The sequence below is a fragment of the Pseudovibrio sp. Tun.PSC04-5.I4 genome, assembly GCF_900104145.1.
Taxonomy (GTDB): domain Bacteria; phylum Pseudomonadota; class Alphaproteobacteria; order Rhizobiales; family Stappiaceae; genus Pseudovibrio.
In genome coordinates this window covers 1,584,606-1,606,498 of sequence record NZ_FNLB01000006.1, presented here as the reverse complement: position 1 = coordinate 1,606,498, position 21,893 = coordinate 1,584,606, and the positions used below count along the sequence as shown (strand labels likewise).

Here is a 21,893-nt window from a genome sequence, read left to right as displayed (position 1 = left end):
AAAGTTGATACTCGCATCAGTTGCGAGGTGGGATTCAAGGAGACTTCTTATGTGCGGTATTGTCGGTATTTTAGGGCAAACACCTGTTGCACCTTTGCTGGTAGATGCGATGAAACGGCTTGAGTATCGTGGATATGACTCTGCCGGTATTGCAACAGTTCAAAACGGAGAGCTGGTTCGTCGTCGCGCGAAAGGCAAGTTGCGTGACCTTGAGGCTCATTTAGCGGCTAACCCTCTGTTAGGAAACAGCGGAATTGGGCATACGCGTTGGGCAACACATGGTGCGCCAACTGTCGAAAATGCACATCCACACGCTTCTGATGGCGTCATGGTGGTTCATAACGGTATTATCGAGAACTTCCTCGAATTGCGCGAGGTTATCCGTGCAGCAGGGGTGAAACTTTCGACAGAGACAGATACGGAAGTGGTTGCCCATCTGATCTCTTTAGAAGTTAAAGCTGGCAAGGCTCCTAAAGAAGCTGTTGAAGCTGTGCTCTTGAAACTGAAGGGCGCGTTTGCTCTGGCGATCCTGTTTGCTGATCATGATGATTTGATGATTGGTGCGCGTCGTGGTTCTCCTCTTGCTGTTGGGTATGGCGAAGGCGAAATGTACCTTGGCTCAGATGCTATTGCGCTTTCTCCCTTTACAGACCGCATCAGCTACCTTGAAGAAGGTGACTGCGTTGTGTTGACCCGCGCTGGCGCAGCTATCTTTGATGAAGATGGTAGCGCTGTTACACGACTGGTTCAGACCTCCAGCGTGAGCGCTACCATGATGGACAAGGGCAATTACCGTCACTTCATGGCCAAAGAAATTCATGAGCAACCAGAAGTGTTGGGTCATGCGATTTCTCAGTACCTAAAATTCTCCGAGGGCAAAGTTGCACTGCCGAACGATAATGATTTTGACTTCTCCAAGATCAACCGCTTGGTCATTTCAGCCTGTGGGACCGCGTTTTACGCTGGTTTGACGGCGAAATACTGGTTCGAGAAGTATGCTCGCCTTCCTGTTGATATCGATATCGCCTCCGAATTCCGTTACCGCGAAATGCCATTGGCAGAAGGTGATCTGGCGCTGTTTATCTCACAGTCTGGTGAAACCGCTGATACGCTAGCCTCCTTGCGCTACTGTAAAGATCAGGGCATGACCATCGGCGCTGTGGTGAATGTGCCTGAAAGCACCATTGCTCGTGAATCTGACATGGTGTTCCCGATTTTTGCAGGCCCTGAAATCGGCGTTGCGTCTACCAAAGCCTTTACGTGTCAGCTTGCCGTGCTGGCCAGCCTTGCTGTTTTGGCGGGTCGTCAACGTGGAAATCTGGATGAAGCACAGGAAAAAGAACTGGTTGCTGCGCTTTCGGAACTTCCGGCAAATGCAATGCAAGCGCTAAAGCTTGAACCGGAAATTGAGAAGCTGGCACCGTGGATGTCCAAAAAACACCATGCCCTGTTCCTCGGTCGTGGAACCAGTTATCCGTTGGCTCTTGAAGGCGCTCTGAAGCTTAAGGAGCTGTCTTACATCCATGCGGAGGGTTATGCCGCTGGCGAACTGAAGCACGGACCAATCGCGTTGATTGACGAGAATATGCCGGTGCTCGTGGTTGCTCCGTTTGACGGCGTTTATGAGAAGACCGTCTCCAACATGCAAGAAGTTGCTGCACGTGGTGGTGAGATTGCGCTGTTTACGGATGAAAAAGGAGCTGCGGCTGCGGGTGTTGCTGCAGACCAGTTGATCATTTTGCCAGACCTGCCAGAAATTGTAGCACCAATGATTTATGCGCTGCCGCTGCAGTTGCTGTCCTATCATACCGCGGTGTTTATGGGCACGGATGTTGATCAGCCACGTAACCTTGCAAAATCCGTCACGGTAGAATGATATGATTGCAATGCCTTCAGGTGTTGAATAATCCGTTTAGAAGCGCGGGGCTGTAATGGTCCCGCGTTTTTTTGGGTCTGATGTGCAAGATCTCATTATTTATGGCAGTTTAGCACCCAGTCAATTCGCTGTGCCGTTCAATCGGGGGTGATGACTAAAGTCGTTTAAGATTCAATGGGTTTGGAGGGTCTGCTGCCAACATACAGTGCAATAGCTGACATCATGAGTGCAACAGCAATAGCCAACAGTAGCGTTGGGTGCGATATCCGCAGGAACATCAGATAGCCAAATGTGATGCCAGTGAAGGCGAAGAATTTTGCCCTCAACGGGATGACTTTGTGCTGTTGCCACTGGATGACACTTGGCCCTATCTTTGGGTGCGTTAAGATCCAGTTTTCGAGTCTAGGGTTCGATTTTGCAAAACAGCCTGCAGCGAGAATGAAGAAAATCGTTGTTGGGAGCAGCGGTAGAAATATGCCCACGATTCCTGTGGCTACAAGGGTTAAGCCAAGCATGAGATAGAGTAGCTTTTTCACTGGTTGCTCCACTTTTGGAAAGCGTCATTTGCCTTATACGCCGTGTTGGTTGGTGCTGGCAATAGCGTGGTTTCGGCTGGTGGTCGTCTTGAAAAAGGTGAGATCACTTATATATCCACCTCAATAGGTGTGTGCTGTCACCTCTTTTTCAAGGGGAACTTGCAAAACCTTCAAAATACACTAGTTCGTAAAGAAGCACGGGTATATCTGCGTGTCTTCGCAACTACACTGCGGATGGTTCCCACATAAAGAAAGATTGGCCTATGGGATCTGATGGGGATAAAAAGCCAAAGCGCGTAGGCTTCATGACGCGGCTGCGGAATTATTTCTTTACCGGGCTGGTTATCACCGGACCTGTTGGTATTACCCTTTATCTCAGCTGGTCCTTGATCCAGTTGATTGATGGCTGGGTAAAGCCTTTTCTGCCAAACGTTTATAATCCTGATACTTATTTGCCTATCCAAGTGCCGGGCTTTGGTTTGTTCGCGGCACTTGTCGCTATAACCGTTATCGGATTTCTGACAGCCAACATTGCAGGTCGCTCATTCATTGGAGTTGGTGAAGCTATCCTTGGCCGTATGCCTTTGGTGCGGAACCTTTATTCTGCGTTGAAGCAGATCTTTGAAACTGTGCTGAATGAAAAAGGCCGAAACTTTACCAAAGCGGGTCTTGTTGAATATCCACGCAAAGGCCTTTGGGCGATTGTGTTTCTGGCAACGGACACAAAAGGCGAAGTTGCCGCCCAGCTGCAAGACCGAGCGAGTACTGTTTCTGTTTTTCTGCCGACAACGCCAAACCCGACCTCCGGGTTTTTGCTGTTTGTGCCGCGCGAAGACATCATCGAGCTCTCTATGAGTGTTGAAGATGCAGCAAAGCTTGTTATCTCTGCTGGTCTTGTTAGTCCTGAGTATCCAAAGCTGCTTACGGGTGAGGATAAAAAGGCGGTTGAGAAGCATCAACGCAAAAAATCCAAGCGCAATGAAGGCGATGGATCAGAGACGGTTGCTGCGGAATAGAGTTATCCGGCTCTGAGCAGCTTAATGGCTTCATCTCTGGCGAATAAATAAAGCAGGTGGCGCAAAGCGTCGCCTCTTTTTGTTTCCAGCTCAGGATCCGTCGCCATAATCAGCTTTGCATCATCTCGTGCGATCTCCATAAGGTCTGCATGGTCCTCAAGGGATGCTAACCTGAACCCCGGCATACCTGATTGACGCGTTCCCAAAAGCTCACCTTCGCCGCGCAATCGCAAATCCTCCTCTGCAATCAGGAACCCATCGTTGGTCTGACGTAGGATGTTGAGGCGTGAGGCTGCGGTTTCATTTAGTGGTGATTTGAAGAGGAGCAGACAGGAGGAGGCGAGGTTGCTACGACCAACACGTCCTCTGAGCTGGTGAAGCTGTGCAAGGCCGAAACGCTCTGCGTGCTCGATCACGATGATTGTTGCATCGGGCACGTCTACCCCAACCTCAATCACGGTGGTGGCGACCAGAACGCGAGCATCGCCGTTTTTGAAGGCGTCCATAGCGGCTTGTTTTTCATCAGCTTTTTGGCGACCATGAACGAGAGCGACAGCAGAGCCAAAAATGTGTTGAAGTTCTGCGAACCGTTCCTCCGCTGCAGCCAGATCGATTTTCTCGGATTCCTCCACCAGAGGGCAAACCCAGTAGATCTTCTGGCCCTCAGCGATCATGGCTTTGAGGCGTTCTACAACCTCGCCGATCCGGTCAAGGGAGATGGAAACCGTTTTGATTTCCTGTCGCCCTTTGGGTTTGTCGGTAAGGCGGGAGACATCCATGTCGCCGAAGTAGGAGAGGACCAGTGTGCGCGGGATCGGAGTTGCGGTCATCACCAGCACGTCTACATGCGAGCCCTTGGCGGAGAGTGCCAAGCGCTGGTGAACGCCAAAGCGGTGCTGTTCGTCGACGATGGTAATGCCGAGGTCTTTGAAATTGACTGTTGATTGGAAAAGAGCGTGTGTGCCGACGATCAGATCGATTTCGCCAGCTTCCAGAGCTTCACCTGTTTCTCGTTTGGTTTTGGCGGTGTCTTTTCCAGACAGGGCTGCAATACGAATGCCTGCGGCATCACACAGCGGCTTCATGGAGGCGTAGTGCTGACGGGCAAGGATATCCGTTGGGGCCATCATGGCAGCTTGGCTGCCCGTCTCAATGACTGCGGCCATCGCAAGCAGGCCGACGATTGTTTTACCGGACCCTACATCGCCTTGTAACAGGCGGAGCATTCTTGTTGGGTCTTCAAGGTCCTCGAAGATTTCTTTGAGAGCAATTTCTTGCCCGGGTGTTAGCTCAAATGGCAGCGCTGACAGTATCTTACGGCGTATAGAGCCATCGCCTTTACGGGCCTGACCGCCCATATGGCGTAGGGAGTTGCGGACCAGGGCGAGCGCCAACTGATTGGCGAGAAACTCATCATAGGCAAGGCGTGCTCTGGATTTGCTCTGGGGAGCGAGGTCTGTAGCATCCTCGGGTTTATGGATGGAGCGCAGTGCGACATCAAATGGCGGATAGCCTTGCTGCTCTACAAAGGCTGCGTTTTGCCATTCCGGCATTTGCGGCAGAAACTCTAAGGCTGTTCCCATGGCGCGTTGCAAGGTTTTGGAAGCAAGGCCTGCTGTCATTGGGTAGACGGGTTCTACCAGCGGCAGGGATTCGGCTTCTTCCTCTGAGACCATGTGGTCGGGATGAACCATCTGTGCGCGGTCATTGAACCATTCCACCTTGCCGGAGACGAGACGTATTTCTCCCTCTGGCAGAGTGCGGTGCAGGAAGTCGCCACGGGCATGGAAGAAGACCAGTTCTATGCTGCCGGTTTCGTCGTGTGCCTGAACTTTGTAAGGCGCTCTGCTGTCGCGGTGTGGCTCTCTGTGCTGATCAATATGCAGGAGGAGGGTGACGATTTCCCCCTCAGGTGATCCAGATACTCCCGGACGCAGGCGCCGATCAATGACATTGACGGGAACATGAAACAGCAGATCTGAAATGCGGGCTTCCCGATCCGGGCTGCCGACAAGCAGGTTTGTTATAGTCTTTGCGATTTTGGGACCGATGCCGGGCAGCTTGGTAACTGAGGCAAAAAGGGGATCAAGACGGGTGGGGCGCATACCATTTAGACCATAACGGGAACAACTTTATCGATCTGTGCCATGTTCCTGTGATTTGTGCAACGCCCTTAAGAAAACACTGACAGATGAAAACAAGGGTTGTATACAGGCGAAACGATTTTGCCCTCTCTAACTGATAGATTTATCCAGGTAGGGTGCGGAGGCCTTGCAAAGGAATGACTATGGATCATAGCGTGCAGAAAGAAGATCAAAACGGGAACGTACAGCTTGACGATCGCCGTAAGCGGATAATTTTCCGGTGCCACCACCGGGGTATGAAAGAAATGGATATCATGCTCGGTGGTTATGTTGAAAAGCATGTTGCGGCTATGAACGACAGCGAGCTGGAGGAGTTGGAAGTGTTCTTGCAACATCATGATCAGGATTTGTTCTCGTGGTTTATTGGCACCAAGCCAGTGCCGGATGAGGCCAATACAGGTCTGTTCCGCAAAATCCTAGATTACTACAAGGCGAAGACAGAGGATTAATCTGCCTTCTGCAAAGGGGTTGGGTTTCCGGTATCCGGCCTCGTGTTCTGACTGCCTGATTTTTTTAAAAGCAATAAGGTTGCCCTTCTCGTGTTTGAAAGTTTGCTCAAGAACAGTGAAAACATCACACTTGCCTCCGTTCCTGATGGAGCTGAGGCTTATGTGCTTTCAAAGGCCCTTTCTGAGATAGAGGGGGGCGGGCTTGCGCTGACTTATGTTGCCCGAGATGCAACGCGAATGGCTGCACTCACTGAGGCGCTGGGCTTCTTTGCGCCAGATGTAGAGGTTCTGCAGCTCCCCGCGTGGGATTGTTTGCCCTATGACCGTGTCTCTCCTCACGGAGCTATTGTCGCGCGCCGGCTTCTCACACTGCTCCGACTTGCTAAGGGCCTGCCGCAGAAGAAGAAGTATGTGCTCATCACCACGGTGAATGCAGCATTGCAGCGGTTGCCTATTCGTGAGTGGGCGTCTACCCAAATCCTGTCTTTCCTGCCCGGTAACCGGATTAATCCTGACCGGATTATCAAATGGCTTGAGGTCAACGGCTTTGCTCGCACACCTACAGTGCGTGAGACCGGAGAATACGCAGTTCGCGGCGGTATCATTGATCTGTTCTCACCAGCGACGAAAGAGCCTGTGCGGCTTGATTTCTTCGGGGATACGCTGGAATCCATTCGCTCGTTTGATACTGACAGTCAACGCACGCTTGCACAAAAGAAAGGGCTCACTCTTGTTCCTATGAGTGAGATCATCCTTGAGCCTGAAACAATCTCTAGGTTTCGCCGGAACTACGTTACCTCCTTTGGAGCCGCTGGGCCGGAAGATATTTTGTATCAGTCCATTAGTGAGGGGCGGCGCTATGCGGGTATGGAACACTGGTTGCCGTTGTTCCATGAGAAGCTGGAGACGCTGTTTGATTACATCGGTGATGTTCCCGTTATTCTGGATGCAAATACAGATGAAATGGTCAAGGAGCGACTGGAACAGGTTGAGGAGCACTTTGGCGCGCGCCGGGACGGGTTGAACAGTAAGGCTCTGTCTACAGGGGTGCCGTACAAGCCAATCCCTGCCGTATCACTGTACCTGTTGGGCAATGAGTTTGGCGCATCAATTGCGGACAGGGCTTCTGCACAGATGTCCCCGTTTGCTCAACCTCCGGGAACAGGGAAGACCTGCCTTGATCTTGGGGGGCGACAGGGGCGTAACTTTGCTGCGGAACGTGCTGCTGGCGATGTGAACATCTTTGATGCGCTGTCCAAGCATGTGGGAGAAATGGCTAAGGATGGCAAGCGTGTTGTGCTTTCTTGCTGGAGTGAAGGCTCGCGAGAACGACTGACACAGGTGCTTGCAGATCACGGTCTGGACCGGACGGGGTATGCGGGTAACGAGAGTGAGCTTTCCAAAGTACCCGCTGGGCTGACAACTCTTATTCTCCTGGGCCTGGAACATGGCTTTGAGATAGATAACCTTGCTTTCATTGGAGAGCAGGACATTCTTGGGGATCGTCTTATTCGTCAGCGCCGGCGTAAGTCCAAGGGTGCCAATATTCTCACTGAGGCTTCTGCGCTGTCTCCCGGTGATCTTGTTGTGCATGTGGAGCACGGTATTGGTCGCTTTATCGGGCTAAAGACGATTGAGGCTGTTGGGTCGCCGCATGATTGTCTGGAACTGCGATATACTGGCTCTGATAAGCTCTACTTGCCCGTTGAAAATATTGAACTGCTGACGCGTTACGGCTCAGAAGATCAGGAAGTTCAATTAGATAAGCTTGGCGGCGGCGCATGGCAGGCCCGTAAAGCCAAGATGAAAAAGCAAATTCTTGAGATTGCCGATGGCTTGATCAAGATTGCTGCAGAACGGGCTTTGCGGACGGCTCCGACGATTACGGCACCGGAAGGAGCTTATGACGAGTTCTCTGCGTTGTTTGTCTATGATGAGACTGATGACCAGATGAGTGCTATTGAAGCTGTGTTTGATGACATGGCGTCCGGGCGACCTATGGACCGCCTGATTTGTGGTGATGTGGGCTTCGGTAAGACGGAAGTTGCTCTGCGTGCTGCGTTTTTGGCTGCGATGTCTGGTCGGCAGGTTGCTCTTGTTGTTCCGACGACGTTGTTGGCGCGGCAGCATTACAGAACATTTGCGGATCGCTTTAATGGGTTGCCGATTGAAGTGCGGCAAGCCTCGCGACTTGTCCCCAGTAAGCAACTCTCCGAGACCAAGAAAGGGATCAAGGAAGGGACCGTTGATATTGTTATCGGAACGCACGCGCTTCTTGGTAAGGCTATTGGTTTCAGAGACTTGGGGCTTCTCATTATTGATGAGGAACAGCATTTCGGTGTGAAGCATAAGGAGCGACTGAAAGAGCTGAAAAGTGATATTCACGTTCTTACCCTCTCTGCGACCCCGATTCCTCGTACCCTACAATTGGCACTGACTGGCGTTCGGGAGCTTTCCCTTATTGCGACACCTCCAGTCGACCGTCTCGCTATACGCTCGTTTATATCCCCGTTTGACCCGATGGTTATCCGCGAAAGCTTGTTGCGCGAGCACTATCGCGGTGGGCAGAGCTTCTATGTGTGTCCGCGTGTGTCCGATCTGGCTGAGGTGAGGGCCTTCCTTGAGGACAATGTACCTGAAGTTAAAGTGGTTTCCGCTCATGGGCAGATGCCAGCGGGAGAGCTGGATGACATCATGAATGCCTTTTATGAGGGTAAGTTCGATGTGCTTTTAGCAACCACCATTGTGGAATCTGGTTTGGACATACCAAACGCCAACACATTGATTGTGCACCGTTCGGACATGTTCGGCTTGGCGCAGCTCTACCAGATCCGTGGGCGAGTGGGACGTTCTAAGACGAGAGCTTATGCCTTGTTTACGGTTCCGGCCAATAAAACGCTGACAGTTACGGCGGAACGCCGCCTTAAGGTGTTGCAAAGCCTTGAGAAATTAGGCGCGGGTTTCCAATTGGCATCACATGATCTGGATATTCGCGGGGCGGGTAACATTTTGGGTGAGGAGCAGTCCGGCCACATCAAGGAAGTTGGGTTTGAGCTTTACCAGCAGATGCTTGAGGAAGCGGTGGCACAATTGAAGTCCGGCGGGGAAGACTTTGCAGAGGAGCAGTGGTCGCCGCAGATCTCTGTCGGCACGCCGGTGCTCATTCCAGAGAGCTATGTGCCTGACTTGCTGCTGCGTCTGGAGCTTTACCGCCGTCTTGCTGACTTGACTGATATTGAGGATATCGATGGCTTCGGCGCTGAACTGATTGACCGTTTTGGCGCATTACCGGAAGAGGTTCAACACCTTTTGAAGATCGTCTTCATCAAGGGGCTGTGCCGCAAAGCGAATGTTGAAAAGATTGACGCTGGGCCGAAGGGAATTGTGATCACGTTCCGCAATGGGGAATTCAGCAATCCGGCAGGGTTGGTATCTTACATCGCAGAACAGAGCTTTCTTGCAAAAATTCGCCCAGATCAAAAGGTCGTGTTAACGCGAGACTGGCCAACGCCTGACGCGCGTTTGAAAGGGGCTGCTGCGGTGCTGATTAAGCTCTCACGGTTGGTGATTTCCGAATAAAGACGTTATTACAAATACTTGTGAGGGCGGGGTGAGCATGCTTGCCCCGTTTTGCGTTGATATGTGCATCGGTTTGCGTTTTTTACGTTGTGGGTGAAAGGTTCTCGCGGATTAACGGTATTTATATGAGTTCTGAAACCCTTGGTTAAGGGCGTTGTGAAATAGTGCGAGCATGTGACCAGTTTTTGTAATGAGTAGGTCAATCAGTGCTAGCTACAACACGTCAGCGAAAAGACTCCTATCTAAAGAATCTCGTTGTACCGGGTTTCGCCATTGGAGCGCTCTGTTACTTTGCTTTCCATGCGTTGAATGGCGAGCTGGGGCTAGTAGGGCGTCCACAGATCGAGCATGAGATTCTTGCGCTTGAACTTCAATTGGGAGAATTGCGTTCCGAGCGTATGCTTTTGCAGCGCCGTGTCATGTTGTTGGATCCAGAAAGCCTAGATCCTGATATGGTTGATGAACGTGCCCGCGCATCGCTGAATTTAGCGCATGTGAATGAAGTTGCAATTATGCGCAACTGAAACATCAGATTGCATTAACTCGAATTCGGTTGATTTGTATAAATTAACTGAATTTGAGTTAATTTGAAAATGCCATATAAATCAATGACATACATTAATCCCCAAGTGTTTCTGCTGATATTGGCAAGAGAGGCTGTGGGGGATAGTGTTCTGTCACCAATTCACGTCAAAAGAGACGAGGCACATGGCTGGAACTCAATCCAAGTCTACCGGCAGTCGCGCTAAAAGCGCTTCCAAAGCCAGCGGCGCACTAAAAAATACGCCACCAATTGCAGATTTCTCCCAGGAAGAAGAGCTCGGTTCATACCGCGAAATGCTTTTTATCCGTCGCTTTGAAGAAAAGGCGGGTCAGCTTTACGGTATGGGTCTGATCGGTGGCTTCTGTCACCTTTACATCGGACAGGAAGCTGTTGTTGTTGGAATGGAGATGGCCAAGGAAAAGGGTGATCAGATGATCACATCTTACCGTGACCATGCTCATATGCTTGCTTGTGGTATGGACCCGAACGGCGTGATGGCCGAACTGACTGGTCGCCGCGGAGGTCTGTCCAAAGGTAAGGGCGGTTCCATGCATATGTTCTCCAAAGAAAAAGAATTTTACGGCGGACATGGCATTGTTGGCGCGCAGGTCTCGTTAGGTACCGGTTTGGCGTTTGCCAACCGTTATAAAGAGAACGGCAAAGTTGCCATGGCCTTCTTTGGCGATGGCGCTGCAAACCAGGGTCAGGTTTACGAGAGCTTCAATATGGCGAAGCTTTGGGATCTGCCTGTGATCTACGTCATTGAAAACAACAAGTATGGCATGGGCACTTCCATTGAACGTGCGTCTTCTACGACTGATCTTTCTCAGCGTGGCTCGTCCTTTGGTATTCCGGGTATGCAGGTTGATGGTATGGATGTTCGCGCTGTTAAAGCTGCGACTGACTATGCCATGGAATGGTGTCGTTCTGGCAATGGTCCTTACATCCTTGAGATGGTGACCTACCGCTACCGTGGTCACTCCATGTCTGATCCTGCCAAGTACCGCTCTAAAGACGAAGTTCAAAAGATGCGTTCTGAGCATGACCCGATTGAACAGGTTCGCGCTCGTATCCTTGAAAAAGGATTGGCATCTGAGGACGACCTCAAAGCGCTCGATAAAGAAGTCCGTGCTATCGTGGCAGCTTCTGCCGAGTTTGCAACGAACGATCCAGAGCCGGATGCATCTGAGCTCTACACAGATATCGTGCTCTAAGGTCGGGATAATAAATTATGGCTGTTCAAATTTTGATGCCTGCACTTTCTCCGACGATGGAGGAAGGTACGCTTTCCAAATGGGTCAAAAAAGAAGGCGACACCGTTTCTGCTGGTGACGTGATTGCTGAAATCGAAACCGATAAAGCAACCATGGAAGTAGAAGCTGTGGATGAAGGCATTCTTGGCAAGATCCTTGTTGCTGAAGGCACGGAAGGCGTGAAGGTGAACTCACCTATCGCTGTGCTTTTGGAAGAGGGCGATGATGCGTCCGCTGTTGACACAGTTGGCTCTGCTGCTCCGGCACCAGTTCCTGCTCCTGTTGCAGAGGCTGCGCCAGTTGTGGCTGCGGCTCCAGCTGCGCCAGTGGAATCGGTTAATCTTGCTGATCCAGACATTCCAGCTGGCACCAAAATGGTGAGCATGACTGTTCGTGAAGCTTTGCGCGACGCGATGGCTGAGGAAATGCGCAAGGACGATAAAGTCTTCCTGATGGGCGAAGAAGTTGCTCAGTATCAGGGCGCCTACAAAATCTCTCAGGGTCTTTTGGACGAGTTTGGCGAAAAGCGTGTGATTGATACGCCAATCACTGAGCATGGCTTTACAGGTCTTGGCGTTGGCGCTGCAATGGCTGGCTTGAAGCCAATCGTTGAATTCATGACCTTCAACTTTGCGATGCAAGCGATTGATCACATCATCAACTCTGCTGCTAAGACGCTTTACATGTCTGGCGGTCAGATGGGTGCACCTATGGTGTTCCGTGGTGCGAACGGTGCAGCTACGCGTGTGGGTGCTCAGCACTCGCAGGATTACGCGTCCTGGTATGCTGCAATTCCGGGTCTGAAAGTGGTTCAGCCTTACTCTGCTGCTGATGCAAAGGGTTTGTTGAAAGCTGCGATCATGGACCCGAACCCGGTTGTCTTCCTAGAAAACGAGATGTTGTACGGTCAGCACTTTGATGTGCCGGACCTGCCGGATTACATTGTACCGATCGGAAAAGCGAAAGTTGTTCGTGAAGGTACCGATGTAACCATCGTTTCCTGGAGCATTGGCATGACCTATGCGTTGCAGGCTTGTGATGAGATGGCAAAACAGGGCATTTCTGTTGAGCTGATTGATCTGCGTACCATTCGTCCTTTGGACATGGACACAGTTCTTAAATCCGTTCGCAAAACTGGCCGTTTGGTGACTGTTGAAGAAGCCTACCCAATCTGTTCTGTTTCCTCTGAAATCGCTTATCGCGTTCAGTCTGAAGCATTTGATTGGCTTGATGCACCTATCCTGCGTGTGACTGGCAAAGATGTGCCGATGCCATACGCTGCAAACCTTGAAAAGTTGGCTCTGCCAAACACCAAGGACGTCATTGATGCGGTGAAAGCCGTAACTTACACCGCTTAGGGCTGAAGGGCGAAGATATGTCTATCAACATTTTGATGCCTGCTCTCTCTCCAACTATGGAAGAGGGCAATCTGGCCAAATGGCTCGTCAAAGAAGGCGATACCGTTTCAGCTGGTGATGTGATTGCTGAGATTGAAACTGACAAGGCCACAATGGAAGTTGAATCCATTGATGAAGGTATTGTTGGCAAGATTTTTGTTGCCGAAGGAACAGAAGGCGTAAAAGTAAACGAGCGCATCGCTGTTCTGCTTGAAGAGGGCGAAGATGCTTCTGCAATCGACGACGTTGTAGCCGTGCCGGGTGCAAAACCTGCGGCTGCTCCAACTGCGGCCGCGCCTGCAGCTTCAACTGAAGTTGCGCCAGCGTCAGCTGCCCCTGTTGCAGCCTCTGGCGAGCGTGTGTTCTCTTCACCGCTGGCCCGCCGTATTGCAAAACAGAGCGGTCTTGAGATTGCATTGATTGCTGGCTCCGGCCCTAAGGGCCGTGTTGTTAAGCGCGATGTGGAGGCTGCGATTGCTGCTGGCACCGGTAAAGCTGAAGCGCCTAAGGCAGCAGCTGCTGCCCCTAAAACTGCGGAAGCACCGAAGGTTCTTGCCTCTGGTCCATCTGACGAACAGACCTTGAAGCTGTTTGAAGAAGGCTCCTATGAGCTTATTCCTCATGACGGCATGCGTAAGATTATTGCCAAGCGCCTGACCGAATCCAAGCAAACTGTTCCACATTTCTACGTTACCGTAGAGTGTGAGCTGGATGCCTTGCTTGCTCTGCGCGGACAGCTCAACGCGTCTGCTCCTAAAGATGGCGATGGCAAGCCTGCCTACAAGCTTTCTGTCAACGATCTGGTCATCAAGGCTCACGCTCTTGCGCTTAAGGCTGTACCTGCGGCCAATGCGTCTTACCTTGAAAGTGGCATGGTCGTTCACAAACACGCTGATGTTGGTGTTGCTGTTTCCATTGAAGGTGGCTTGATCACTCCGATCATTCGCCGTGCGGAAGAAAAAACGCTTTCCACCATTTCTGTTGAAATGAAAGATCTGGCAAAGCGTGCCCGTGAGCGCAAGCTGGCGCCGCAGGAATTCCAGGGCGGAACAACCTCTGTTTCCAACCTTGGTATGTTCGGCGTTAAGGAATTTGCAGCGGTGATCAATCCTCCGCACGCAACCATCCTTGCCGTTGGTGCAGGTCAAAAGCGTCCAGTTGTGAAGGGCGACGAGATCGTCGTTGCAACCGTGATGTCTGTGACCCTTTCTACGGATCACCGTGCCGTAGATGGTGCGCTGGGTGCACAGCTTCTGCAGGCCTTCAAAGGCTACATCGAAAACCCGATGTCTATGCTGGTTTAAATAAGGACTACCGGCAGAACTTAGGGTTCCCCTAGTTTTCTGCCGGTAAATCCAAGTGGTAGGTGAGAGCAAAAAGAGTGGAGTAAACTGAAGTCCAATTGATCGAGGAGACCAGGAAAAATGGTCAAAATTGTCGATGGCTTCACGTTTTTCAATGAACTCGATACGCTGGAAATTCGCTTAGGTGAACTTTTCAATGTGGTGGATGAGTTCATTCTTGTGGAGGCGACTAAAACCTTTGCAGGGCAGGAAAAACCTCTCTTTTTTGCTGAGAATAAGTCGCGGTTTGCGCCGTTTATGAGCAAGATTCGGCATGTGATTGTCGATGATATGCCTATAAACGCACAAAACGCTTGGACAAGGGAGTACCACCAACGCGACTGCATAGAGCGCGGCCTGCATGATCTTGAGGTTCACGACCTGATCCTTGTTTCTGACGTGGATGAAATTCCAAAGCCAGATGCACTGTTTAAGGCAAAAAATGATCCTAAAAGTTCCCGCAGTTTGACTTTCTTTGGCTCAGATATTTTCCGGTACCGGCTTAACTTCAAAGACGATATCTCGGATTTTACCTCATGCCCCAGACTGATCAGTGCGATGTTTTTCAAAGGCGCACAAGCTCTCAGGCGAGAGCGGGCGTTTCAAAGCAAGAGCCTTCCGGCGGTGTTGGAGCGGGTTTTGTGGCAATGGAAAGCAGCAACCCGATATGGGCGACCTATGCGACGCAAATTGCTCCGTTCCTCCAGCTGGCACTTCAGCTTTTTGGGGGACATGGACAAGGTGGTTACGAAACTTGAGGCTTACTCGCACGCTGAACACATGAATGACACCTATCTTGGTCGTGCGCAGCGAACGCTGGAGCGGCTGGAGGCAGGTGATGGCAGAGGAAAGCTTGTCACAAAGGACAGCGGAGAACTGCCCGAATACGTTTTGGAGAATTTTTCGAAGTTCTCCCACCTTTATGTGGAGCCTCAATAACTGAGGCCATTTGGCGAGGTTAAATTGATGAGTGGCAACGCCTACGACGTCATTATTATCGGTTCGGGCCCTGGTGGCTACGTAACCGCAATTCGCTCCGCGCAGCTTGGGTTCAAGACTGCGATTGTTGAGCGTGAGCACATGGGTGGCATTTGCTTAAACTGGGGTTGTATCCCGACCAAGGCACTGCTGCGTTCTGCTGAGATTTACCATTTCATGCACCATGCGAAGGACTACGGTCTTGGTGCGGAAAACATCAGCTTTGATGCAAAAGCTGTTGTGAAACGCTCTCGCGGTGTTTCTGGTCAGCTGAATGGTGGCATCAGCTACCTGATGAAAAAGAACAAGGTTGATATCATCTGGGGTGAAGCCAAGCTCACCAAGCCGGGTGAGATCACTGTTGGTGCGTCCAGTAAAGCGGTTATGGAGCCTCAGCACCCGACACCGAAGGGTGTTAAGGGGCATGGCACGTATTCTGCCAAGCACGTTATTGTTGCGACTGGTGCGAAACCACGCGTTCTTCCAGGTATTGAGCCGGATAAAGAAAATATCTGGACATACTTTGAAGCAATGGTGCCTGAAACCATGCCTAAGTCCCTTGTTGTGATGGGCTCTGGCGCTATTGGTATCGAATTTGCGTCCTTCTACAAGACAATGGGCGCTGATGTGACCGTTGTTGAGATGATGTCCACCATCATGCCAGTTGAAGATCCTGAAATTTCCGCGATTGCTAAAAAGCAAATGGAGAAGCAGGGCATCAAGTTTGTGATGGAAGCTAAGGTTTCTAAGGTTGTGAAGGGCAAAGGCCAGATCACGGCAACTGTTGAAACCAAAGACGGCAAGACGCAGGAAATTACAGCTGAGAAGCTCATTTCTGCTGTTGGCGTTGTTGGCAACATCGAAAGCCTTGGTCTTGAGACGCTTGGTATCAAAACGGACCGTGGCTGCATCTCCACTGACGACTTCAACCGCACGAACGTTCCTGGCGTTTATGCGATTGGTGACGTTGCTGGTCCTCCAATGCTGGCGCATAAGGCTGAACACGAAGGTGTGATCTGTATCGAAAAGATCGCAGGCGAAGATGTTCACCCGATGAAGCGTGATCAGATCCCTGGATGTACCTACTGTAATCCGCAGGTGGCTTCTGTTGGTCTGACTGAGCAGCGCGCAAAAGATGCTGGTCACGAGATCCGCGTTGGTCGTTTCCCATTCATGGGTAACGGTAAAGCGATTGCGCTTGGTGAGCCTGAAGGTTTGGTCAAGACTATCTTTGACAAAAAAACCGGTCAGCTGCTCGGCGCTCACATGGTGGGCACCGAAGTAACTGAACTTATTCAGGGTTTTGTTGTTGCGATGGGTCTTGAAACCACCGAAGAAGAACTGATGCACACAGTCTTCCCGCATCCGACGCTTTCTGAAATGATGAAGGAAAGTGTTCTGGACGCCTATGGTCGTGCTTTGAATATGTAAACCAAATCCCTCTCACTGGATCCTAACCAGTGAGAGGGGCTTAAGTCTTTCACGGTAGTCTTCTTTAAAAAAGGAGAAGACCCATGGGCTTTATGAATTCCATTATCTGGCTGGCAACATCTGCTGTTTGCGCCGTGGTTGCGACAGTGATTGTGTTGGCCGTTATGGGCGGAGAATTCGGCATAATCATCATTGCCGGTTTTCTTGGTGGAATTTCAGGGATTTACCTGATCGAGTTCTCTGGATTTGAGGTTTCCCTTGGAAATGAATATGTCGATCAGGCCGTTATAGCCATGGTTGGCTCACTGGTTTTTGCCTTCGTTGCTGCCTTTATTGGCGGAGATGTGATTGGCTTTGATTAGATGTGGTCTTGACGCGTAGTTTTACTATATTTGGGCCTCATATGTTGAGGGCTGCCCCAAATTCTGCTATGGACCACTAAATATAGTAATGGGCTGCCGTACTGATCTGCTGGATTAGTTGGTAAACACTGCCTCTGACCCTATGGAACTGGCATGGTTACACTGGTAAATACACTCGATCCAAATCATAAGAGTCAAGAAGACCGCACTGGACAGGTGAGTGAGCGTCCGCGCCACCCCGAAAAAGCACACCGTCCAGACAATCCGGTTCAACGTAAGCCAAAGTGGATTCGTGTAAAAGCACCGACATCTCCTGTTTATCGTAAGACCCAAGAGCTGGTTCGCAAGAACGGTTTGGTCACTGTGTGCGAGGAAGCGGGCTGCCCCAACATTGGCGAATGCTGGTCAAAGAAGCATGCGAGCTTCATGATCCTTGGTGATACCTGTACCCGTGCTTGTGCGTTTTGTAATGTGCGGACGGGTATGCCGGGTCCTGTTGACCAGGCTGAGCCTGCAAGCATTGGCAAGGCTGTGGCTGCGATGAGCCTTGAGCACGTTGTGATCACCTCGGTGGATCGTGATGACCTTGACGATGGCGGTGCGACCCACTTTGCCAACGTGATTGCTGCGATCCGCGAAATTTCTCCAAAAACAACTATTGAAGTGCTGACACCTGACTTCCTTCGTAAGGATGGCGCGCTTGAAATTGTTGTTGCGGCGAAGCCTGATGTGTTCAACCACAACATGGAAACTGTGCCTTCCAAATATCTGAAGGTGCGTCCGGGGGCACGTTACTTCCACTCCATCCGCCTGCTGCAGCGCGTGAAGGAGATCGATCCTGAGATGTTCACCAAGTCCGGCATTATGGTTGGCTTTGGTGAAGAGCGGAACGAAGTGCTCCAGCTTATGGATGATCTTCGTGTGGCTGATGTGGACTTCCTGACTGTTGGTCAGTACCTCCAGCCGACCAAGAAGCACCATCCAGTGATAAACTTCCCAACGCCTGAAGACTTCAAGGCCTATGAGAAGATCGCCTACGCCAAGGGCTTCCTGAAGGTTTCTGCGAACCCGTTGACCCGTTCCTCTCACCATGCTGGTGCAGATTTTGCGGATCTACGTGCAGCACGTAAGGCAAAACAAGGCAGTTAAGCTGTCTGTTGAAGCGTTGAAAATTTGTGAGCGTCACATGAGAGTGTGGCGCTCTTTTTTGTTTATGTTGTTAGGCGAGTTCGATATGGGCGACGTTTTCAAGCCATGTGTAGACAAGCTTGAGGGTGCATTCTCAATTGTCTTCCAGCATCATATCGTGCCCCGCATTGGGAATGGTCTTGTGGGATGCGCCATAAAGATTGGCTGAGCGCTGGGAAGCCGTGAATGGAATGATTGCGTCTTCGCTTGCGGTGAGCCAGAGTTTGGGCGTTTTATTCTCCAGCGGAGGAGACCACAGAGGCGGGCGGTGCTGCATCAGGACCACCTCTGACTCTGGTCCGAGATGCCGTTGGATGTGGAAGGCGATTGGGTGTTTTTTATCCGCTAGAAACCATTTAGCGACTGTTTTGGGGGTTCTGAATTGGAATTTATAACCCAAAAATGGAGAGAAAACCGTGCCCAATAGGTCAATGCTCATGGCGTTGGACATGCAGTCTTTGAGGATGTCCTCTGCTGTTTAGGTTTCTCGGACGCCACGGGGTGCGTTTTGAATCAAGGCGAGGCGCTGCCTGGCGTCGGAGAAGCGCCAAAGCGGGAAATCGCGGGGTTGTTTTGGGCAAGTCAGTCGGGTCTATGGGTATTTGAATGCGTCTGTTGCTTTGGATCAGGTCGGAGGAATGCGTTTGCAGGGTTTGTATGCGCGGGTTGGGTCTGTGATTTGCGAGGTTGGCGGCGATATGTATTGCTTCCCATAGGTTCGGGCAGTTTTTGCGTCACAATGCGATAGGTTGGCACAAGTGTGCTGGGCCGCATGCCAGTGTAGCGTGAGGCTGAGGCAGGACTGAACAGTGGTCCCCATGAAGATGCTCGCGATGTCATAGGGCGGCCCTCGACGTGGTTGGTGGCGCTCTGGGCTGGTGTTGTGGGGCAAAAGTGTCCTTGATGATCAACTGGCCGCCGCAGCCCGGACAAGGGAATGCGAGCGTGCGGGGGGCTTGGGCGGCACTGCCAGCAGTCTCCTGATCGCTTTGAGCGTTATCTGGCGCTTTGGCCCTGAGTAATACCCTGATCCTGGCAATATTGGCGGCGCGGGTTCCATTACCAAAGAAGCCGTAGTGGCGGATGCGGTGTTGGCCTTTTGGCAGAACATGGATCATGAACCGGCGGATGAACTCGTCGGTTTTCAGGAGCATGGTCTTATGCCGTCTGGGACCAGTCACGCGGTAATCCTTGACGCGGAACGTGACACCGCGCTCATCGGCCCTGATCAAGCGGCTATTTGAAATCGCAACCCTATGAGTGTAGCGCGACAGATATGCCAGAACAGCTTTTGGTCCGGCAAAGGGTTGCTTGGCGTAGACGACCCAGTCTATTTTGCGCAGCGGCTTGAGGAAGGCCTCGAAGGCGTCCGGCTTGATGAGGTCAGCATAATCACCGAAGAATTGCAGTTTTCCAGCTTTGTGCAGCCTGACCAGCCCTTGCAGAATAAGACGCCGGTACAAACGGGATAAAACCCGGACAGACAGGAAGAAGTTTTTGCGGCAGGCGATCCACTTTTCTCCATCCGCCGAAAGCCCTCCTCCCGGAACGATCATATGCACGTGAGGATGGTGCGTCATTGCCGAGCCCCAGGTATGGAGCACCGAGGTGATCCCGACCCGCGCGCCAAGGTGCTTGGGATCGGCGGCTATTTTGATCACCGTGTCCGCGCTGGCCCGCATCAAAAGATTGTAGATCTTGCGTTTGTTCTGATAGGCAAGATCAGTGATCGGTTTTGGCAATGTAAAGACAAGGTGGAAATATCGCACAGGCAGCAGCTCAGCTTCCCGCGCAGCCAGCCATGTTTTTGCGGCGCCGGACTGACATTTGGGACAGTGACGGTTGCGGCACGAATTGTAGGCGATGTGCTCATGCCCGCAGTCGGTGCAATGGGCAACATGTCCGCCGAGCGCTGCTGTACGGCAGCACTCAATCGCGCTCATCACTTTCAATTGGCTCAGACTGACATGACCCGCGTTCGCCGCACGCCAGGCAGCCCCGTGATCACGGAGGATATCCGCAACCTCCACAGATGGACGGGGCATGGTATTCTACGAAGACCTGGCCTGGCCTTTCTTCCGACTGGACCGGCTCAGGTCATCCAGCGGGCTGGCCACCGCCGCAATCATGCCCGTGGCAACCCGTACATACCGCGCCGTTGTCGTGAGTTTAGCATGGCCAAGCAGCACCTGGATCACCCGGATGTCGACGCCGCGCTCCAGAAGATGGGTTGCAAAGGAATGGCGCAACGTATGCAGCGTCACGTGTTTGGTGATATCGGCTTGTCTGGCTGTCTCATGGAACAGCCGCGATAAATGCCGTGTTGAGAGAGGTTTGCCGCGATAGCCGGGGAAAAGAATACGCTCAGGGACAGGCACATTGTTATCCTGACCGGTTGGGCGTTCCCTCCACCACTCACGCAGCAACCCTAAAATATCCGAAGGCAGCATAACATTGCGATCCTTGTGTCCCTTCGCCTGGACAATGCGGATGATGTTCTGGGCGCTGTCGATATCACCAGCGCTCAAGCGAACAATCTCGCCCGCGCGCAGTCCGCAGCCATAGGCCAAGGATAACATGACACGCGCTTTCAAACTGGGTGCCAGGTCCAGAATGCGCTTGACCTCCTTTTGGCTGAGCACCAGCGGCACCCGGTCCGGTTCTTTGAGGTGGAAGATCTCTGCCACCAGATCATGTCGCCGCAAACTCACCTTGAACAAAAACTTGACGCCTGACATGGTCTGATTGCGGGTGCAGATGCTCACGCCGCTCTCGATCAGGTGCTGTTGGAACCGCCTCACATCATCTGCAGTTGCCGTCTGCGGAGATCGGGCGAGCCAGGCCGCAAAGCGCTTGCAGGCGCGCAAGTGACTGGTCTTGGATGCTGGGCCAAGATTGCGCGCACTCATATCCGCAATCATACGGGCGCGAAGTGGGGTCGTGGTCGTTGGTTTCTGGAGGGGCATGGAAAACCTCTGTGTTAATTGAGGCAAGATCACCTCGACCAACAGCAGCAGTTCTAAGGATGGAAATCCGAGAAACGAAAAGGTCCCAATTCGTTGCATATTCTAGGAGAACGAGCTCTATCGATTGTGTCAAAGGCACTTTCGGCGATGACAATATTCATTATGAGAATTGCTGCACCAACAGCACACACCCGATGCTAACCCCGTGCAATAAATTCATATCCAGTGAAATGCTCACAAACAGCGCCAGTATCGCAAAGCGATTTAGTGCTATGTCCATGAGGCGACAAAGACGGCCGCTTTTACATCTCCCACATGTTTCAGGTACCACTGCAGGAGAGCTCCGCCCATGCTGTGTCCAAAGACGATGGGCTGAACCTTATGTCGTGCTATCTCTTCTTTCAGGAAATACAGATAATAACCTAATGTGCATTCGGCAATTGGTCGTTGCTCAGGTGACTGTCCGTGTCCCGGGAGGCTGATGGAAACGCTTTCCCAGCCCTTTTCCGCAAGTTTTTCCTGCCAGTATTTCCAACACCACGCACCGTGCCACATGCCATGGATGAGAACGATTGGGGCCTCATGTTTTTTGGCGTGTGGAATGTAGCGGATGCGTTCGATGCCATCTTCTATGACGACGATGCTATGGTATTTGGCAGTTTCCTGACGATCTATGACCTTGGTTGGAGATCCTGATAACTCATTCTTTGTTTTCAGGAAATCCGAATGGCCACCGTCTTTTGCAAGCGTTGATATTTTAAAGGGGCTAAGCATGAGTCTGCTTTCGAAAAATACTAAGTATTAGCGCAGAGTGTAGAGGAGGGGTTTAAA

18 protein-coding genes are annotated in these 21,893 nt (G+C 51.5%); 12 read left to right on the top strand and 6 right to left on the bottom strand.

Annotated features, from left to right (window positions below; all coding sequences use genetic code 11):
* The first annotated feature begins 49 nt into the window (after positions 1-49).
* Positions 50-1,876 (top strand): glutamine--fructose-6-phosphate transaminase (isomerizing), encoded by a 1,827-nt coding sequence (gene glmS / locus BLS62_RS12490; protein WP_093181180.1) that lies wholly within the window; start codon positions 50-52, stop codon positions 1,874-1,876.
* A gap of 164 nt (positions 1,877-2,040) precedes the next feature.
* Here the strand turns inward: glmS and BLS62_RS12485 are convergent, their stop codons facing one another.
* A complete protein-coding gene (locus BLS62_RS12485) occupies positions 2,041-2,412 on the bottom strand; it encodes a YbaN family protein (RefSeq protein ID WP_280141837.1) in 372 nt (123 codons plus the stop codon).
* Positions 2,413-2,675: 263 nt separating this feature from the next.
* Here BLS62_RS12485 and BLS62_RS12480 point away from each other — a divergent pair, with 263 nt between their 5' ends.
* On the top strand, positions 2,676-3,428 hold the full coding sequence (locus tag BLS62_RS12480) for a DUF502 domain-containing protein (protein ID WP_093181170.1): 753 nt from the start codon (positions 2,676-2,678) through the stop codon (positions 3,426-3,428).
* Positions 3,429-3,430: 2 nt separating this feature from the next.
* On the opposite strand, the gene recG is transcribed toward BLS62_RS12480, so the two are convergent.
* Positions 3,431-5,533: an ATP-dependent DNA helicase RecG gene (recG, locus tag BLS62_RS12475; RefSeq protein ID WP_093181166.1), complete on the bottom strand. Its 2,103-nt coding sequence runs from the start codon at positions 5,531-5,533 to the stop codon at positions 3,431-3,433.
* Positions 5,534-5,709: 176 nt separating this feature from the next.
* Here recG and BLS62_RS12470 point away from each other — a divergent pair, with 176 nt between their 5' ends.
* The 10 genes from BLS62_RS12470 to lipA all read left to right on the top strand — a co-directional run bounded on the left by BLS62_RS12470 (position 5,710) and on the right by lipA (position 18,057).
* Entirely contained in the window at positions 5,710-6,021 is a 312-nt protein-coding gene (locus tag BLS62_RS12470) for an FAD assembly factor SdhE (RefSeq protein ID WP_093181163.1), read from the top strand.
* Between the two features lie 90 nt (positions 6,022-6,111).
* Positions 6,112-9,600, top strand: a complete 3,489-nt coding sequence (mfd, locus tag BLS62_RS12465) for a transcription-repair coupling factor (protein ID WP_093181160.1) — start codon at positions 6,112-6,114, stop codon at positions 9,598-9,600.
* Positions 9,601-9,806: 206 nt separating this feature from the next.
* Positions 9,807-10,124 (top strand): FtsB family cell division protein, encoded by a 318-nt coding sequence (locus tag BLS62_RS12460; RefSeq protein WP_093181157.1) that lies wholly within the window; start codon positions 9,807-9,809, stop codon positions 10,122-10,124.
* A 184-nt stretch (positions 10,125-10,308) separates the two neighbouring features.
* A complete protein-coding gene (pdhA, locus tag BLS62_RS12455) occupies positions 10,309-11,358 on the top strand; it encodes a pyruvate dehydrogenase (acetyl-transferring) E1 component subunit alpha (RefSeq protein WP_093181150.1) in 1,050 nt (349 codons plus the stop codon).
* A gap of 17 nt (positions 11,359-11,375) precedes the next feature.
* Positions 11,376-12,755: a pyruvate dehydrogenase complex E1 component subunit beta gene (locus BLS62_RS12450; protein ID WP_093181147.1), complete on the top strand. Its 1,380-nt coding sequence runs from the start codon at positions 11,376-11,378 to the stop codon at positions 12,753-12,755.
* A 17-nt stretch (positions 12,756-12,772) separates the two neighbouring features.
* Positions 12,773-14,098 (top strand): pyruvate dehydrogenase complex dihydrolipoamide acetyltransferase, encoded by a 1,326-nt coding sequence (locus BLS62_RS12445; RefSeq protein WP_093181144.1) that lies wholly within the window; start codon positions 12,773-12,775, stop codon positions 14,096-14,098.
* Between the two features lie 120 nt (positions 14,099-14,218).
* Positions 14,219-15,076, top strand: coding sequence for a glycosyltransferase family 17 protein (locus BLS62_RS12440; protein WP_093181141.1), 858 nt, complete (start codon positions 14,219-14,221; stop codon positions 15,074-15,076).
* Positions 15,077-15,103: 27 nt separating this feature from the next.
* Entirely contained in the window at positions 15,104-16,546 is a 1,443-nt protein-coding gene (lpdA, locus tag BLS62_RS12435; protein WP_093181137.1) for a dihydrolipoyl dehydrogenase, read from the top strand.
* Between the two features lie 83 nt (positions 16,547-16,629).
* A complete protein-coding gene (locus tag BLS62_RS12430) occupies positions 16,630-16,908 on the top strand; it encodes a hypothetical protein (protein ID WP_093181134.1) in 279 nt (92 codons plus the stop codon).
* 153 nt (positions 16,909-17,061) lie between these two features.
* Positions 17,062-18,057, top strand: coding sequence for a lipoyl synthase (gene lipA, locus BLS62_RS12425; RefSeq protein ID WP_093181130.1), 996 nt, complete (start codon positions 17,062-17,064; stop codon positions 18,055-18,057).
* 133 nt (positions 18,058-18,190) lie between these two features.
* Here lipA and BLS62_RS31050 read toward each other — a convergent pair whose 3' ends face one another.
* The 4 genes from BLS62_RS31050 to BLS62_RS12405 form a co-directional block, all read right to left on the bottom strand.
* On the bottom strand, positions 18,191-18,547 hold the full coding sequence (locus BLS62_RS31050) for an alpha/beta fold hydrolase (protein ID WP_093181127.1): 357 nt from the start codon (positions 18,545-18,547) through the stop codon (positions 18,191-18,193).
* 385 nt (positions 18,548-18,932) lie between these two features.
* Entirely contained in the window at positions 18,933-20,141 is a 1,209-nt protein-coding gene (locus BLS62_RS12415) for an IS91 family transposase (RefSeq protein ID WP_093181124.1), read from the bottom strand.
* 6 nt (positions 20,142-20,147) lie between these two features.
* The gene (locus BLS62_RS12410; RefSeq protein ID WP_093181120.1) at positions 20,148-21,062 is read right to left on the bottom strand and encodes a tyrosine-type recombinase/integrase; all 915 of its coding nucleotides are present in this window, start codon (positions 21,060-21,062) and stop codon (positions 20,148-20,150) included.
* 270 nt (positions 21,063-21,332) lie between these two features.
* Complete coding sequence (locus BLS62_RS12405) at positions 21,333-21,836, bottom strand: alpha/beta hydrolase (protein ID WP_093181117.1); 504 nt, start codon at positions 21,834-21,836, stop codon at positions 21,333-21,335.
* Between the last annotated feature and the right edge of the window lie 57 nt (positions 21,837-21,893).